The sequence below is a fragment of the Devosia sp. genome, from assembly GCF_041917035.1.
In the GTDB taxonomy this organism is placed as follows: domain Bacteria; phylum Pseudomonadota; class Alphaproteobacteria; order Rhizobiales; family Devosiaceae; genus Devosia_A.
Genome location: NZ_JAYRYM010000023.1, coordinates 1 through 13,581, shown reverse-complemented (window position 1 = coordinate 13,581; position 13,581 = coordinate 1). Strand labels below are relative to the sequence as shown.

The 13,581-nt window shown below is 63.3% G+C and carries 15 protein-coding genes; 9 read left to right on the top strand and 6 right to left on the bottom strand.

From position 1 onward, the window contains the following. Window positions 1–212: 212 nt before the first annotated feature. Window positions 213–614, top strand: coding sequence for a hypothetical protein (locus tag ACE3TU_RS04585; protein ID WP_050746437.1), 402 nt, complete (start codon window positions 213–215; stop codon window positions 612–614). Between the two features lie 34 nt (window positions 615–648). Continuing rightward, window positions 649–888 carry a YdcH family protein gene (locus ACE3TU_RS04580; protein WP_023513018.1) on the top strand — a complete coding sequence of 80 codons (240 nt, stop codon included), beginning with the start codon at window positions 649–651 and terminating at the stop codon, window positions 886–888. A gap of 158 nt (window positions 889–1,046) precedes the next feature. On the opposite strand, the gene ACE3TU_RS04575 is transcribed toward ACE3TU_RS04580, so the two are convergent. From ACE3TU_RS04575 to ACE3TU_RS04565, 3 genes are read right to left on the bottom strand one after another with little or no spacing between them, the layout of a single operon-like run. Continuing rightward, on the bottom strand, window positions 1,047–2,312 hold the full coding sequence (locus tag ACE3TU_RS04575; RefSeq protein WP_374620798.1) for an MgtC/SapB family protein: 1,266 nt from the start codon (window positions 2,310–2,312) through the stop codon (window positions 1,047–1,049). Between the two features lie 44 nt (window positions 2,313–2,356). Further along, window positions 2,357–3,685 carry an ATP-binding protein gene (locus ACE3TU_RS04570; protein ID WP_374620795.1) on the bottom strand — a complete coding sequence of 443 codons (1,329 nt, stop codon included), beginning with the start codon at window positions 3,683–3,685 and terminating at the stop codon, window positions 2,357–2,359. Then, on the bottom strand, window positions 3,682–4,341 hold the full coding sequence (locus ACE3TU_RS04565; protein WP_024271189.1) for a response regulator transcription factor: 660 nt from the start codon (window positions 4,339–4,341) through the stop codon (window positions 3,682–3,684). The genes ACE3TU_RS04570 and ACE3TU_RS04565 overlap by 4 nt, the downstream gene beginning before the upstream one ends. A gap of 104 nt (window positions 4,342–4,445) precedes the next feature. Between ACE3TU_RS04565 and ACE3TU_RS04560 the strand changes: the two genes are divergently transcribed. From ACE3TU_RS04560 to ACE3TU_RS04535, 6 genes are all read left to right on the top strand, one after another. Then, window positions 4,446–4,883, top strand: a complete 438-nt coding sequence (locus tag ACE3TU_RS04560; RefSeq protein ID WP_023513014.1) for a PepSY domain-containing protein — start codon at window positions 4,446–4,448, stop codon at window positions 4,881–4,883. A 54-nt stretch (window positions 4,884–4,937) separates the two neighbouring features. Beyond that, window positions 4,938–5,453, top strand: a complete 516-nt coding sequence (locus tag ACE3TU_RS04555) for a cytochrome b (protein ID WP_374620790.1) — start codon at window positions 4,938–4,940, stop codon at window positions 5,451–5,453. A 268-nt stretch (window positions 5,454–5,721) separates the two neighbouring features. Continuing rightward, on the top strand, window positions 5,722–6,189 hold the full coding sequence (locus ACE3TU_RS04550; protein WP_023513012.1) for a DUF2271 domain-containing protein: 468 nt from the start codon (window positions 5,722–5,724) through the stop codon (window positions 6,187–6,189). Between the two features lie 12 nt (window positions 6,190–6,201). Beyond that, window positions 6,202–8,409: a PepSY domain-containing protein gene (locus tag ACE3TU_RS04545; RefSeq protein ID WP_374620786.1), complete on the top strand. Its 2,208-nt coding sequence runs from the start codon at window positions 6,202–6,204 to the stop codon at window positions 8,407–8,409. Continuing rightward, window positions 8,390–9,412, top strand: coding sequence for an FAD:protein FMN transferase (locus tag ACE3TU_RS04540; RefSeq protein ID WP_023513010.1), 1,023 nt, complete (start codon window positions 8,390–8,392; stop codon window positions 9,410–9,412). The genes ACE3TU_RS04545 and ACE3TU_RS04540 overlap by 20 nt, the downstream gene beginning before the upstream one ends. Window positions 9,413–9,810: 398 nt before the next feature. After that, window positions 9,811–10,194, top strand: coding sequence for a hypothetical protein (locus ACE3TU_RS04535; protein ID WP_051795987.1), 384 nt, complete (start codon window positions 9,811–9,813; stop codon window positions 10,192–10,194). A 211-nt stretch (window positions 10,195–10,405) separates the two neighbouring features. On the opposite strand, the gene ACE3TU_RS04530 is transcribed toward ACE3TU_RS04535, so the two are convergent. From ACE3TU_RS04530 to ACE3TU_RS04520, 3 genes are all read right to left on the bottom strand, one after another. Beyond that, a complete protein-coding gene (locus ACE3TU_RS04530; protein ID WP_035219792.1) occupies window positions 10,406–11,092 on the bottom strand; it encodes a YoaK family protein in 687 nt (228 codons plus the stop codon). Between the two features lie 120 nt (window positions 11,093–11,212). Next, entirely contained in the window at window positions 11,213–12,523 is a 1,311-nt protein-coding gene (locus tag ACE3TU_RS04525) for a sensor histidine kinase (RefSeq protein ID WP_374620822.1), read from the bottom strand. Window positions 12,524–12,573: 50 nt separating this feature from the next. Further along, window positions 12,574–13,215, bottom strand: coding sequence for a response regulator transcription factor (locus tag ACE3TU_RS04520; protein WP_277921112.1), 642 nt, complete (start codon window positions 13,213–13,215; stop codon window positions 12,574–12,576). A 44-nt stretch (window positions 13,216–13,259) separates the two neighbouring features. Between ACE3TU_RS04520 and ACE3TU_RS04515 the strand changes: the two genes are divergently transcribed. Continuing rightward, window positions 13,260–13,581, top strand: a 322-nt coding sequence (locus ACE3TU_RS04515) for an IS6 family transposase (protein ID WP_374620781.1), incomplete at its 3' end; no start/stop codon positions are given.

The window sequence follows — 13,581 nt, the reverse complement described above, 5'->3', positions numbered from 1 at the left end:
TTATCGACTGCGGGCTGTTCCAGGGGCTCAAGAACCTGCGCGAGCTTAACTGGGAGAAGCTTCCGGTTCAGCCTGCGGCGATCGGCGCGGTCATCCTGACGCAGGCCCATCTCGACCGTTCCGGATAGTCGCCGGCATCGGATAACACATGCCTCGTCTCACTTGCGCCAGATCAAGAACGTTCCTTTGCCAATGGTGTATCAGGGGGGGAAATGAAGGATCGGATCGTGGTCAAGGCACAAGAACTACCCTCAAGTTTCCACCACGTGCGGTTGGTTCTCGCTCGCGGCAAAGACCATCCGGAGGGAGATCGGGAAGAAGGCTATGATCTTCTGGTTCCGCTCAACCACGAAGGATTCCTTGATCCGCTGGAATGGAAGAAATCTCGCGACGCCTGTCGCGTCCGATATTTTCGGGACGGTAAGACGGCCCGCATCGGGCTGTTGCGGCGCAAGCCCGGCGGGCAGTGGTATTTCGATTACGAGCTGGGTGATCGGGACGACGAGATCGGTTTCCGCCTGGGCGAGGAGTGCTTCCGTCTTGGCGAATACATCTCGGTCGGGCGGGAAGGCGCGTTTGTCACCTATCAGGTCGCGCGCGTCGAAAAGCCCTGACGCCGGGCGAAATTGCAGAAAAGGAGAAAGAACCTTGTCGAATACACCTCACACTCTTGGCGACGAATTCCCAGACCAGATGGACGCCATTCATGCCCTGAAGGCGAAAAGCCCGGAGTTTGCGCATGTTTTGACGGAATATGACGCGGTGAACGACAAGATTCATCGGTCCGAGACACGTCTCGACGCCATTTCCGAAGCAGCCGAGGCCGATCTGCGCCGCCAGCGGCTGATGTTAAAAGACAAGATCGTGGCATCGCTCCGCAACGCGTGAGGGGACTGCGAGGCCGCGTTTTGCTGCCCCGCTTGCATTACCCGATTTCGGGGAGATCAGCGACACCACTCTCCCCGAAACCATCGCTTACAGCCGACCAGACCGACCCATCAAGGCCCGAGTGTGGCCGCATGCCCGGCCGCAATCTCCCCCTCAATTCACGAACGGCCAAGATACAGAGACGCTGCCATGCCGGCCGCAAGGCCGAGCACGCTAAGGGCGCTGACGGGCCCGCCGATCCTTGAGCCTCCGACCCATGCCGCCATCACGGCTTTGACAAGTGTATTCATGGCCACGGCGATCAGGATCGCATCTGCCGCAAGACCGGGCTCGATCGAATGCGACGCCAGGCGGGCCATGGAGATCGAAATCGCATCCACATCGGCGATGCCCGAAGCGGCGGCGGTCACCAGAACGCCCGCATTCCCGAACGACTGCTGAAGCAGATGCGACACCACCATGACCACGGTGATGAGTGTCCCCATTTTCAGGGCAGGCGCCAATTCCAGCGGGTTGGTGATCGTAAGTTCCGGCTGTTCGGAGGAGCCGCGACTTTGTAGCAGCAGGAGCCCGGCGCCGAGGGCGAGCACGCCACCGCCGATGAGCAATGGCCATTTGAGATGCGGAAGCAAGCTTGGGTTCAAGGCCGTCGCCACGACTGCAACGCGGATGATCATGGTCAAGCCGGAAAGAAGCACGCCACAGGAAAGCAGCGTGCTGGACTCGGGGTGCCGGCGGGCAAGCCTTGCCAGCGTCAAGGTCGTCGCTGTCGAAGAGGCGAGCCCGCCCGCGATCGCCGTCATCAGGACGCCAAGCCGGTCCCCGAACACGCGGACGGCGACGTAGCCGGCGAAGGAGACCGCGGCGATCAGGATGGTCAGCAACCAGATCTCATATGGATTGACGGTGCCCCAGGGATCGACCGGCCTGTTCGGCAGGATCGGCAGCATGAGAAAGGTCATTGCCAGAAGCGTCAGGCCCGACCGGATCTCATTCCAGCTCAGCGACGCGACCCAACGATGCAACGGCTCGCGCAGGGCAAGCAGCACAGCCGTGGCAACAGCCCCGGCGATGGCGGCTGCAAGGTCGCCGACGACGGCAAGCGTTCCCAGCAGGAACGTGGCTATGCCGGCGACGACGGATGTCGCGCTGTAATTTCGCTCGGCCCGCGCTTCGAGCCAGTGGTAGGAGGCGAATGCCGCGGTGAACCCGAGGAAAACAAGACCGATCACGAGGCCAGAGTCGAACTGCCGGGCCAGGGCGCCGGTAATGCCGCCGGTGAGACCGGTCAGCGCGAACGTTCGTAGACCTGCCGCGCGCAGATGGTCTTCCTCGTTGCGGGTACGCCATCCACGCTCCAGGCCGATCAGCAGACCGATCGAAAGCGATACCGCAAGGCGGCTGAGCAGGGCGTCAGTGTCCATGGTCTCCCGAGTTGCCTTTCAGCATCTGGCGTCGATGTCGATGATCATTTGTCTATGAAGAACCTTGCCTCAAACCCGTCAATCCTGCCGCTTGCGGGAGATTGGAGTTCTATCCGTCCATTTGTTCCGGCAGCAATGGTCCGGGCGATGGCGAGCCCCAGGCCGGCCCCCCGCACCAGAGCCTGACCGCGCTCGAAGGGCTCGCTCAGCCGCGCAAGCACTACGGAAGGCACGACCGGGCCGGCGTTCGTGACGCGCAGACAGCCGTCTGCCGACAAGGTGACGGCGACCGGTTCGTCCCGCACGCCATGCTTGAGGGCGTTTTCGATCAGGTTCCGGGCCAGGATGGCGAAGGCGTCGGCGTCGATGCTTGCGAATACCGGCGCGTCTGGCAGTGTCAGGTCGATGCGCCCTGCAGTCTCGGCCTGCCCGTCGAATTCGCTCACAACCATCCGCAGGATGGCGCCGATCTCGACCGGCGCCTCGGCGAGAAGGCGTCCGCCCTCGGCTCTCGCCAGTTGCATGAGTTTCTCGGTGAGGCGGGAAAGGCGCCGCAAGGCGGTCTGCATATCCTCGGCGCGCTCGCGCGTGGCGTCGTCCGGCGCTTGCGCGATCATGCGCTGCGCCTGCGCCAGTGCAGCAGCCACCGGTGTCCGCAGCTCATGGGCCGATTTGGCCGCCAGGCTGCGCTCGGCCTGCAAGGTACGCGTCAATCGGTCCAGGAGGTGGTTGACCGCTTTGGCGACGGGGCCGATCTCCGAGGGCAGGTCCTCCGCGTCGATGGGTGTCAAGTCACCGCCGCCGCGCGCCTCGATCTGCGAGCGGAAGGTCCGAACCGGGGTCATGGACAGCCGGACAATGACCCAGATGCCGATCAAGCCGAGCGGGACAATGACGGCCAGCGGCAGGCTCAGCCCGAGCAACAGTCGCCCGGCGGTCATCCGGCGATGCGACAGGGGCTCCGCGATGGTGATGGTCAGATTCTGCTGGAGGGTCGCGTCGGAGTAGAGGCGGTGCGTCGGCGTCGTGGCAAAGCCCATTCCGGAAAACGGCGGGAATGCCGCGAGATCGGCGCTGTGCGATCGCAGCAGAACCTTGCCCGCGGCATCGCGCACGACATAGGTGAAATACTCGTCGTGCTGGCGGAGCGTGGCAACGCGCTGTTCGGTGTCGTCGGCATCGCGGCCGATGATCTCGATCGCCGCAAGCGGCAGGATGCGTTGCGCCGTCTCTTCGAGGGCGCTGTCGAACACCTCGTCCATTTCGTGGCGCAGCATCTGCGCGGTCACGACCGCGGCAAGTGCCCATAACACCGTTAGCCCTAGCCCCAGCCATAGCGAGAGCCGCCATTGCAGGCTCCTGGGCCGCTTCATCTTGCCGTGCCAAGACGATACCCGATGCCCCGCACCGTATCGATCGCGCCGTGGCCGAGCTTCTTGCGCAGTCTGCTGACGTGAACCTCGATCGTATTGCTCTCGACCTCTGCGCCGAATGCATAGAGCCGATCTTCGAGCTGCGCCTTGGTCATCGCGATGCCGGGCCGCTGCAGAAATGCTTCGAACAGCGCCCATTCGCGACCGGTAAGCTCAACAGGGCGCGCGCCGTGCATCACGGTCCGGGCGGCGAGATCGATGCGCAGGTCGCCGATCTCGATGAGAGGATTCGGGTTGCCGCTGTATCGCCGCGCCACCGCATTCAGCCGCGAGGAGAGTTCCGACAGATCGAACGGCTTGATCATGTAGTCGTCGGCGCCGGCATCGAGGCCCGCGATGCGGTCGGAGATCTGGTCGAGCGCCGTCAGGATGATGACCGGCGTCACGCTGCCCTCGGCTCGAAGCTTTTTGAGAAAGGCGATGCCCAATCCGTCCGGGAGCATCAGATCGAGCAGGATGAGATCGTATGCCGCGCTTTGGAGATGTTCGCGCGCCGCATCGAGCCGTGTCACCCAGTCCACCGAGTGGAGGGCGGCAACCTGCTCGCGCACGGCCTTTCCGAGGATAGCATCGTCTTCGATCAGTAGAACTCTCATCCCAGGGTCACCCGTCTCGCCATCCTCCTGCCTAGCGTCCGATGCTGTCGGTTTGCTGAAGACCGCCCCATCGCTGCTTCAGGCGTTCGTCAGGAGAGCGTGCCATGGTTCCCCCCGAAAGCGCGTTGATCAGGAACAATGAAACGATGAAACATTTGCTGGCCGCGATCCTCGTTCTGGCGTTTTCCGGTCCCGGTATCGCCAAGGCTGACGACGACGATTGCCATGTCTCGATGGATCGATGGAAGCCGCGGGAAGCGGTCGAAACAATGGCCGCCAGTCAAGGCTGGACCGTTGCCAGGATCAAGATCGATGACGGCTGTTACGAAATCCGGGGAACCGACCGGAATGGCCTGGCTTTCAAGGCCAAGGTCGATCCGGAAACCCTCGAAATCGTCAAGTTCCGGCACAGGGATCGCGATGACGACCGTCACGGATCGAGGCGTCAGCGGCCGCCAGCCTCGCAGAACGACACCGTAGGCGGAACATCCTCCAACACCCTGCTCGGGACGACCGTGCGGCCCAAGACCACCATCAAGTAGCAATCCCATCTCGCTATCGCTCAAGCGCTGCGACCGTCGCAAGGAGATCCCGCCATGCCTCATGATCCGGCCCGTTATTCCAGAAGCATGATCGTCATCCACTGGCTGACAGCCCTGCTGATCCTCGGGGCCTGGCTGACCTCGACGGGAGGCCATCATATGGCCGAAAACCCGCCCTTGCTGCATTTCTCGTTCGGGTTGGCCGTGCTCGTCCTGGTGCTTCCGCGCTTGATCCTGCGCCTTGCGGGCGGAACCCCGGACGCGCCGCAGTCCAATGGCCGTCTCGCCCTTGCCGTCAAAGCCGGACATGTGCTGTTGTATCTGTTCCTCATTGCCCTGCCGTTGAGCGGTTGGTACGCGGCGTCGCGCCTCGGTGTTCCCGTTTCTTTCTTCGGCTTCCAGCTTCCGGCGATCACCGAGCGGGTGCAGGGCGCACCGGGCCTGATCGCGGACATTCATGAGAATGCCGGCACGATCATCCTCTACCTTGCCGGACTGCATGCCGCGATGGCGGTCTGGCACCAGTACGTCCTGCGCGACGGGACGTTGCAGCGGATGTCTCCGCGCTAACGCAGCGGCAGCCAGCCACGCGCCTGAGCGGAGCGTGGCTGGCTGCCGTCTTGTTCAGTCCCCGGAGCTTTCGCGGCTGGCCTGCCGACAGGCCGGTCGCTCCTGCATCTGCTGCGGACCTGACCGTGTCCGATGTTTCCTGACGAAGTGCTGACGGAAAATCCCGATGGCCGTCAGGCAGCCCTCAGGCGGCTTCGCCACAGTGACGAGGACGGGTCGGCGCTCTGCGACGACCCGGACACCGTTTCCTCGCAGAAGGCAAGCCGACATGAAATCGCTTCTCGCAGCTCTCGCCATGACAACCGCCCTCACGTTCCCTGGCCTCGCCATGGCCCGGCCGGTGACATTGACCACAACGCTGACCAACTATGGCGGCGACGGCGCCTATCTCGCGCTCTACGTCACCGATCCCCAGGGCAAATATGCCGGCACGCTCTGGGTCGCTGGCGGCAAGTCCAAATATTACGAGCATCTATCGGGCTGGTATCGCGCCACTGGCGGCCGCGCCGGTATCGACGGCATTACCGGCGCTAGCGTCGGTGCGGGGCGCACGCTGGAGATCTCGCTCGACCTTGCCGATGCGCTTTTCGACGCAGGTTACACGCTGCATGTCGACGCAGCCGTGGAGGACATGCGTGACAGCCCCAACGAGGTCGCCGTTCCCCTGACCACTGCGGGCACGAAGACGACCGTTCGCGGTCGACGCTACGTCTCGACCGTTGCCTACTCCTTCTAGGCGGTGGACGACATGATCCGTGTCATCCATCGCTGGCCAGGCCTTCTGGCCGCTCTTTTTCTGCTGGTCTTGAGCCTTAGCGGTGCAGCACTCTCGCTGTTTCCCGCCGCCGAACGGTTGTCCGCCCCGCAGGCCGAGGCAGGGCTTTCCGTCGGGACGCTGGCCGGACGTATCCTCGCCATCCACCCTCAAATAGAACAGATACGTCGCGCGCCCTCCGGCAAGATCACCGCCTACTGGTTTGAGGGTGGGGCGCCTCAGGCCGCCATCATCGATCCCGCAACAGGGCTGGGTGTCGCCTCCAGCGATCCGAATGCCGTCGAGCAGTGGCTTACCGGTCTGCACCGGTCGCTCTTTCTCGGTGACGGCGGGCGTATCGCAGCGGCAGTGGGCGCTGCCGCCATGCTGGTCTTGGCTGTGTCCGGCACTATGCTCGTCGCCCGCAGGGCCGGCGGCTGGCGGCGATGGTTCGCGCCGATACGCGGGCCGCTCGCCGGAAGATTGCATGTCGAGATCGCGCGCGTCGCCGTCGCAGGCCTCGTCTTGTCCTCGGCCACCGCATTGTGGATGACGGCATCGACATTCGATCTCCTTCCCGACGCGGCCACATCTCCCGTCGCCCACATCGAGGCGAGCGGCCGGACCGGCATGGCCGCATCGCATATGGATCTGCTGAAACGGACACCGGTCACCGAACTGCGCAGCCTGGCGTTTCCCGATCCGGCCGATGCGACGGATGTCTTCACGCTGAAGACGGATCGCGGCACGGGCTATCTGGATCAGGGCACCGGCGTGCTGCTGGCCTGGAGCGACCTGACCGGATGGCAGCGTCTCTCGGAGACAATCTATATGCTGCATACCGGTCGAGGCGCGGCCACCTTGGGCCTCGTGCTCGGCATGATGGCGCTCGGCGTGCCGGCGATGGCGGGCACCGGCCTCATCCTGTGGCTGGCGGGTCGGCGCGGGCGGCCACGGATTCACGGCAATGTAACGGCTGGACGTGCGGAAACGATCCTGCTTGTCGGCAGCGAGAGCGGCAGCACATGGAGCTTCGCTGCGACACTGCACGCCGCGCTGACGAAGCTCGGGCAGGCGGTTCACACCGCGCCGATGTCGTCATTCGATCCTGAACGCTACCGGCATGCCCGGCGCGTTCTCATTCTTGCGGCAACCTATGGCGATGGCGATGCGCCCGCTTCGGCGCGGGGGTTTCTCGATCGCCTGCAAACCCTGCCGGTAGAGCCAACCATTCCGATCGCCGTGCTCGGCTTCGGTGACCGCAGCTTCCCGGCCTACTGCGCTTTTGCCCAGGTCGTTGCGAGGGCCGCCGAGGCGCGAGGGTGGAGCACGCTCATCCCATACGAAACCGTCGACCGGCAGTCGCCGCAGGATTTTGCCCGTTGGGGACGATCGCTGGGCGAGGCAATAGGGATCGGGCTGGAGCTTGTCCATCGGCCAGCCTTGCTGGCGGCCTCCCCATTGACCCTCGTTTCGCGACGCGAATACGGCGCGGAGGTGCAAGCTCCGACAGTGATCCTGCGGTTCGTGCTGCCCAAAGTCCCGTTCTGGCATCGGTTGGCCGGGCGTGGCTTCGGTCGATATTCGGCAGGCGATCTTCTCGGCGTGCTGCCCGAGGGCTCGTCCGTTCCACGGTTCTACTCGCTGGCTTCGGGACGGCGCGATGGCTTCATCGAGATCGTCGTGAAGAAGCATCCGGCGGGGCTCTGTTCCGGGCAGCTCTTCAATCTGGAGCCAGGATGTGCCGTTCGCGCATTCATCCGAACCAATCCCGGCTTCCATGCCGGCAGGAGCAGGATACCGTTGATCCTGATCGGAGCTGGAACAGGGATAGGGCCGCTGGCGGGCTTCGTGCGCGCCAATGCGCGTCGCCGTCCGATCCACCTGTTCTTCGGAATGCGTCATCCTGCCAGCGATTTCCTCTACAAGGACGAACTGACGCGCTGGCATCGCGAAGGGCGCCTTCACCGGCTCGTCGGGGCCTGCTCGCGCGGGCGGATGCCGCGCTATGTCCAGCACGCTCTTCTTGAGGATGCCGCCCAGATCGCAGCCCTGATCCGCAGCGGCGCGCGCATCATGGTCTGTGGTGGGCGGGATATGGCCGTCGGCGTTTCGACGGCGCTTGCCGAGATTCTCGCGCCGGTAGGGTTGACGCCGGCCCTGCTCAAGGCGGAGGGACGCTATGTCGAAGACGTCTACTGATCCGATGAGGCACGCGCTCAACGGACCGACCATGGGAACGCGCTGGTCCGCGCTGTTCTACACGGAGGCAGGGTTCGATCCGGAGCCGGTTCGACACGCTCTTCAGGCGGAAATGGACGAGGTGGACGCGCAGATGTCCACCTGGAAGCCCGACAGCGCTCTGATGAGGTTGAACGCCGGTCCCGTCGGCGACTGGATCGATGTGCCGGCGCGTCTGGCAGACGTTCTGCATCTTGCGCTCGAAATCGGCCGTGCGTCGGGCGGAGCTTTCGATATCGGCGTGGGCGATGCGGTCGTTGCCTGGGGTTTTGGCCCGCAAGCGGCCGACCGGGCCCTGATCCGGAAGGCACTCGCGACATCGCGCCAACCCGCCCATGTGGCGCTCGAGCTCGATCCTGTTCGCGCGGCGGTGCGCAAGCGCGCGCCGATCACGATCGACCTCAACGGCATTGCCAAGGGATATGGCGTCGACCGGCTGGTCGCGATCCTCGGGCGCTTCGGCATAACTTCCGGCCTCGTGGGAATTGACGGCGAGATGAGGGCGCTCGGTCTGCGCCCCGATGGTGAACCGTGGAACATTGCCGTAGAAGGTCCCGACGCGGCCCGTCGAGCGCCGCACTCCGTCCTCGCCTTGCAGGAGGCTGCGGTCGCCACCTCTGGCGATTACCGGCATTGGACTGTCGTGAACGGTCGCCGTCTCTCGCACACCATGAATCCGCGCCGCGGTGCGCCGCTACTGTCGTCGCCCGCTTCGGTCACGGTCGTCGCGCGAACCTGCGCTGAAGCCGATGCCTGGGCGACCGCGTTGACGGTTCTCGGTCCGACGTCCGGGACCGAGCTTGCCCAGCACCTTGGCCTAGACGTGCTGTTTCTTCTGCGAGACGCCTCGGGCGGAGTCCGGCCGATAGCGACAGGACCTCTTTTTTCGGCAGGCCGGGAGACCTGTCGAAGGGTTCCTGAGGTTTATGGGCAAAGTTTGAAGCAATCGCACAATTCGGACTGACAGGACCGGAAAATGGCCGTGCCTCCTGGTGGTGGCTGGACTTTGGCCAGCTATTCTTGTCAATCGACGTTGTAACGGGACCCCGTATCGGCTTCCAAATTCCATTCAACCCAAGATTTCATATCGCGACAGTTGATGTGGAGAATGCGCCAGAACGTGAGAGGCGCGGATTTGCACGCTTAACCTTTTGAAATTTATCAAGTTTAATTTCTGATCTCTCTGCTGTTTATTTCATCACAGGTTGCTTAATGTAGGAATTTCTTAACCGCCGTAGCTCCTACGACTTTACTCAGGCCATGAAGTCGGCCCGGATCATAGCAACCCACAATTGGTGGGACCGATAGGTTGGAAGATTGCGGGTTTAGGCAAATGCTGATACGCTGGGGTACCGTAAGGACATGCTTGCCATGCTCATGGCGGGGCGCGCCGCCCAGCAGATCGTGGTCGGCAAGGTGTCCGCCGGGTCCGCTGGTTCGGACGAAAGCGGTCTCGCCAGGGCAACGAAGATGGCGCTCGCCATGGAGCGTTCCCTCGGCTTCGGTGCGATTCAGCCGCTGCTCTACCGCGATGACAAGGACCCGACCGCCGTGCTCGACGGTAATCCCGATCTCGCAGCCCGCATCCATGCGGGATTGGAAAGGGCATTTGCGAGGGCGGTCGAAATCATCAGTGAGAACCGCGACAAGCTCGACGCGCTCACCACGGCGCTGTTCGATGCGCAGGCTTTGGATGGCGAGGCGGTGAAGGGGCTGCTCAAATACGGTGATCGTGGGCCAGAATAACAGTAGATTCGGATTTGAATTGTGTTCTTGGGATAGTCGACGGTTGCTATGGCGATGTGTCGGTGCTGGCCGGTATCCGGCTGGAGTAGAGGTATATTTGCGCCTTTATTATGGTCCTTCAGTCTAAAGTTGTGACACTTCAAAGCCGACAGTCTGCTCAATTTGCAAGTGCGCGCCGTCCGGCAGAGCGGGCAGCATTTCTCCATCTGCATTACCGGAGATATCTGATGCTTAGCAGGAGTAGAGGCATCGCCAAAGCGCAGAAGGATAATCCCCCGAGGTGCTGGTATCCAAGAACGCCAAATACGCCACCGAGTGCGAAGAAGACAATCGTGACGAGGTGGAGTTTCAAGCGCAGCACGATGGCCAGCCTGTCGGAGCTGGAATTGTTTCCCAGAAGCATGGCGATGCCCACCCCGATATCGGTTGCTACACCCGAAACGTGGGTCGTTCTTACGCGACTGCCGGAAATCCGCGTCGATGCCGCATTCTGCAATCCCATGGTCAGGCTCAACAGGCCCACCACCAGCACACCATTCGGGGAGCGTGCGCTCAGGGTGATGAAAAGCCCGACAAGCATCAGAAGCGCGGCTTCGACGATCAATGTGAGGGCGTAGATGTTACGACGTAGCTGCCGCTTGCCGACTTCGATGAGACACGAGGCGATGAAGGCACCAAGGATGAACATCACGACGATCGTCAGGAATCCCAGTGCCAGGTCGGACCGGGAGACTGCGAGGAAATCGGAGGCCATCGAGACATTGCCGGTCATGTTGGCTGAGAAATAGCGGTAGCCAAGGTAACCGGCACTGTTCACGCCGCCTGCGACGAACGCCAGAATTGAAGCCAGCATCAGGTCTGTTGCCGGAGTCCTCTTGTCGCCTTCTTGGATGAGCATTTCGATTTTACATTGCTATGGATGCGGTGGGGAACGAACCGCGTGTCGTTTCTGTAGGGCAGGATGCAACGCCGAAGCGCGAGAGTCGATGGGGGGCGTCCATCTGCGTGACGGTTTGCATCATGTATGAGCGAACAGAAGCTCGGCTTCCAGCCCGCTATCGGCCTTTCTGTTCCGCAGCATAAAACCGATGCGATAGACATCGACGATTTCACGAACGATGGAGAGACCGAGGCCAGAGCCGGGGGATGCCATGTCAAGACGCCAGCCGCGGCGGGTGAGATTGCCGAGTTCTTGCTCCGGCACGCCCGGACCGTCGTCCGAGATCGTCAGACGCAGGCCGTCTTCGTTGCGCTTCCAGCGCACGCGAATTTCGGCCGTCGCCCATTTGACGGCATTTTCGAGCAGGTTGCCGATGAGTTCGCGAAAGTCGGCTGGGTCCATGGGCACGGTCTCGGTGTTTGGGCCGTCGATCTCGAACCGCAGCCGCTCGCCGGAAGGGGAGCGCTTGAGGATGCGCACAAGTTCGCCGACGATCATGGCTACGTCGGCGTCCGAACGGCGCAGGTCCGCGCTGGCGGCGATGCGGGCAAGCGCCAGTTCCCGTTCCACATGATTACGCATGACGGACGCCAGGTGCTCCAGTTCGTCCGCCATGGCCGCCTCACCCTTGTCGCGCAGAGTGAGGACATCGTTCGAGAGCACCGTCAGCGGCGTGCGCAGGCCGTGGGCGAGGTCGGCCGCGCGCTTCCTCGCCTTGCCCATCATCGCTTCCTGCGTATCCAGAAGCGCATTGACTGCCGCCACGGTGCTCTGGAATTCACTGGGATAGGCGCCGGTCAACTGGTTGGCACGCCGCTCGCGGATGCGCACGATCCCTTCGTTCAGCGCCGCCAGCGGCCGCAGCCCGAGGGTGAGCTGCAGGATCGACGCGACGACGAGGAAGACGCCGAGCCCGGCGACGGCCGGCAGGATGTCGCGGATGAAGGCGGCTCTGGCCTCCTCCAGCGTTTGCGCGTCGATGGCGACCGCGATGCGCAGCGCGCGTTTCCCCTCCGGTGCAGCGACCTGCACGAGCCGCTCGAGGACGATCAATGAACTTCCGGCCGGGCCGGGCAGCAGGTAGCGATGAACCGCGCCCTCGGCGTGCCTGTCCATGGGCAGGGCAAGGGCCGTGTCGAACAGCGACAGCGAGCGGACGGTCTGCCCCCGCGCATCGTCGACGATCTGCCAGTAAAGCCCGCCATAGGGCGTGGCGAAGCGCTGGTCGAGCGGGCTTTCCGGGCGCTGGAGCGTGCCGTCGGCGGCAAAGGACAGCGCGCCGGCCAGCGTGTTGATATGGCTGGTCAGCTCCGCATCGATGCGGTTGCGGATGTTGCTGGAGAAGAGCGAGACCAGCAAGGTGACGGTCAGTGTCAGCGCGAGGCTCACGGTCAACGCGGAAATCAGCAGGAGGCGGCTGCGAATGGAGGTTGGCCATCTCATGCGGCGGCGATCCGGTAGCCGTAGCCGCGGCGCGTCTCGATGAAAGCCTTGCCCAGCTTGCGCCGCAGCCGGCCGATCAGCACCTCCACCGAATTGCTGTCGCGGTCGAAATCCTGGGCGTAGAGCTGCTCGGTCAGTTCCTGCTGGCTGACATGGCGCTCGCGGTTCTGGAGCAGATGGTGCAGGCAGCGATATTCGAGCGGCGTCAGGTCGACCGGCCGGTCCCCAAGCGTCACCGATTTGACGCGCGGGTCCAGGTGTAGGCCGCCGGCGCTGAGGACGGGGCTCGGCTCGCCGGCATAGCGGCGCAGGATAGCGCGCAGGCGGGCGAGGACTTCCGCGATCTGGAAGGGCTTGGCGAGATAGTCGTCCGCCCCGGCATCGATGCCTTCCACGCGCTCTTCCCAATTGCCGCGCGCCGTCAGGATGAGGACGGGGAAGCGGCGCCCGTCCTTGCGCCAGCGTTTCAGGATCGTCATGCCATCCATGGAGGGGAGGCCGAGATCGAGGATGGCGGCGGCGAAATCCTCGCTGTCGCCGCGATACCAGCCGTCTTCGCCGTCGCGGGCATGGTCCACGACATAGCCCGCCCGCTCCAGATGGGCGATGAGATCGCGGGCGATCAGCCGGTCGGGCATCGTAAAGTTAACGGAACTTGGGGCTTGATAGGCGATGAAGAGGCATGACAGACCGTGATCCGCTCTACCGTCGTCACCGCTTTCCCGCTGAAATCATTGCCCACGCGGTGTGGCTCTATTTCCGTTTTCCCCTGAGCCTGCGGATGGTCGAAGACATGCTGGCCGCTCGCGGCATCATTGTCTCGCATCAAACGATCCGGCTGTGGGCAGAGAAATTCGGACGAACTTTCGCCAACCAAATCCGTCAACGTTCGCGCGGCCGACTCGGCGATAAATGGCATCTCGATGAGGTCGTTATTTCGATCCGGGGCAAGAAGCATTGGCTATGGCGCGCCGTGGATCAGGACGGTTTTGTCCTGGAGGTTC

Excerpts from the sequence above, each read along its gene's own strand:
- ACE3TU_RS04585 (WP_050746437.1), top strand. The coding sequence starts at position 213 with ATGAAGGATCGGATCGTGGTCAAGGCACAAGAACTACCCTCAAGTTTC.
- ACE3TU_RS04575 (WP_374620798.1), bottom strand. The coding sequence starts at position 2,312 with ATGGACACTGACGCCCTGCTCAGCCGCCTTGCGGTATCGCTTTCGATC.
- ACE3TU_RS04570 (WP_374620795.1), bottom strand. The coding sequence starts at position 3,685 with ATGAAGCGGCCCAGGAGCCTGCAATGGCGGCTCTCGCTATGGCTGGGG.
- ACE3TU_RS04565 (WP_024271189.1), bottom strand. The coding sequence starts at position 4,341 with ATGAGAGTTCTACTGATCGAAGACGATGCTATCCTCGGAAAGGCCGTG.
- ACE3TU_RS04560 (WP_023513014.1), top strand. The coding sequence starts at position 4,446 with ATGGTTCCCCCCGAAAGCGCGTTGATCAGGAACAATGAAACGATGAAA.
- ACE3TU_RS04555 (WP_374620790.1), top strand. The coding sequence starts at position 4,938 with ATGCCTCATGATCCGGCCCGTTATTCCAGAAGCATGATCGTCATCCAC.
- ACE3TU_RS04550 (WP_023513012.1), top strand. The coding sequence starts at position 5,722 with ATGAAATCGCTTCTCGCAGCTCTCGCCATGACAACCGCCCTCACGTTC.
- ACE3TU_RS04545 (WP_374620786.1), top strand. The coding sequence starts at position 6,202 with ATGATCCGTGTCATCCATCGCTGGCCAGGCCTTCTGGCCGCTCTTTTT.
- ACE3TU_RS04540 (WP_023513010.1), top strand. The coding sequence starts at position 8,390 with ATGTCGAAGACGTCTACTGATCCGATGAGGCACGCGCTCAACGGACCG.
- ACE3TU_RS04535 (WP_051795987.1), top strand. The coding sequence starts at position 9,811 with ATGCTTGCCATGCTCATGGCGGGGCGCGCCGCCCAGCAGATCGTGGTC.
- ACE3TU_RS04530 (WP_035219792.1), bottom strand. The coding sequence starts at position 11,092 with ATGCTCATCCAAGAAGGCGACAAGAGGACTCCGGCAACAGACCTGATG.
- ACE3TU_RS04520 (WP_277921112.1), bottom strand. The coding sequence starts at position 13,215 with ATGCCCGACCGGCTGATCGCCCGCGATCTCATCGCCCATCTGGAGCGG.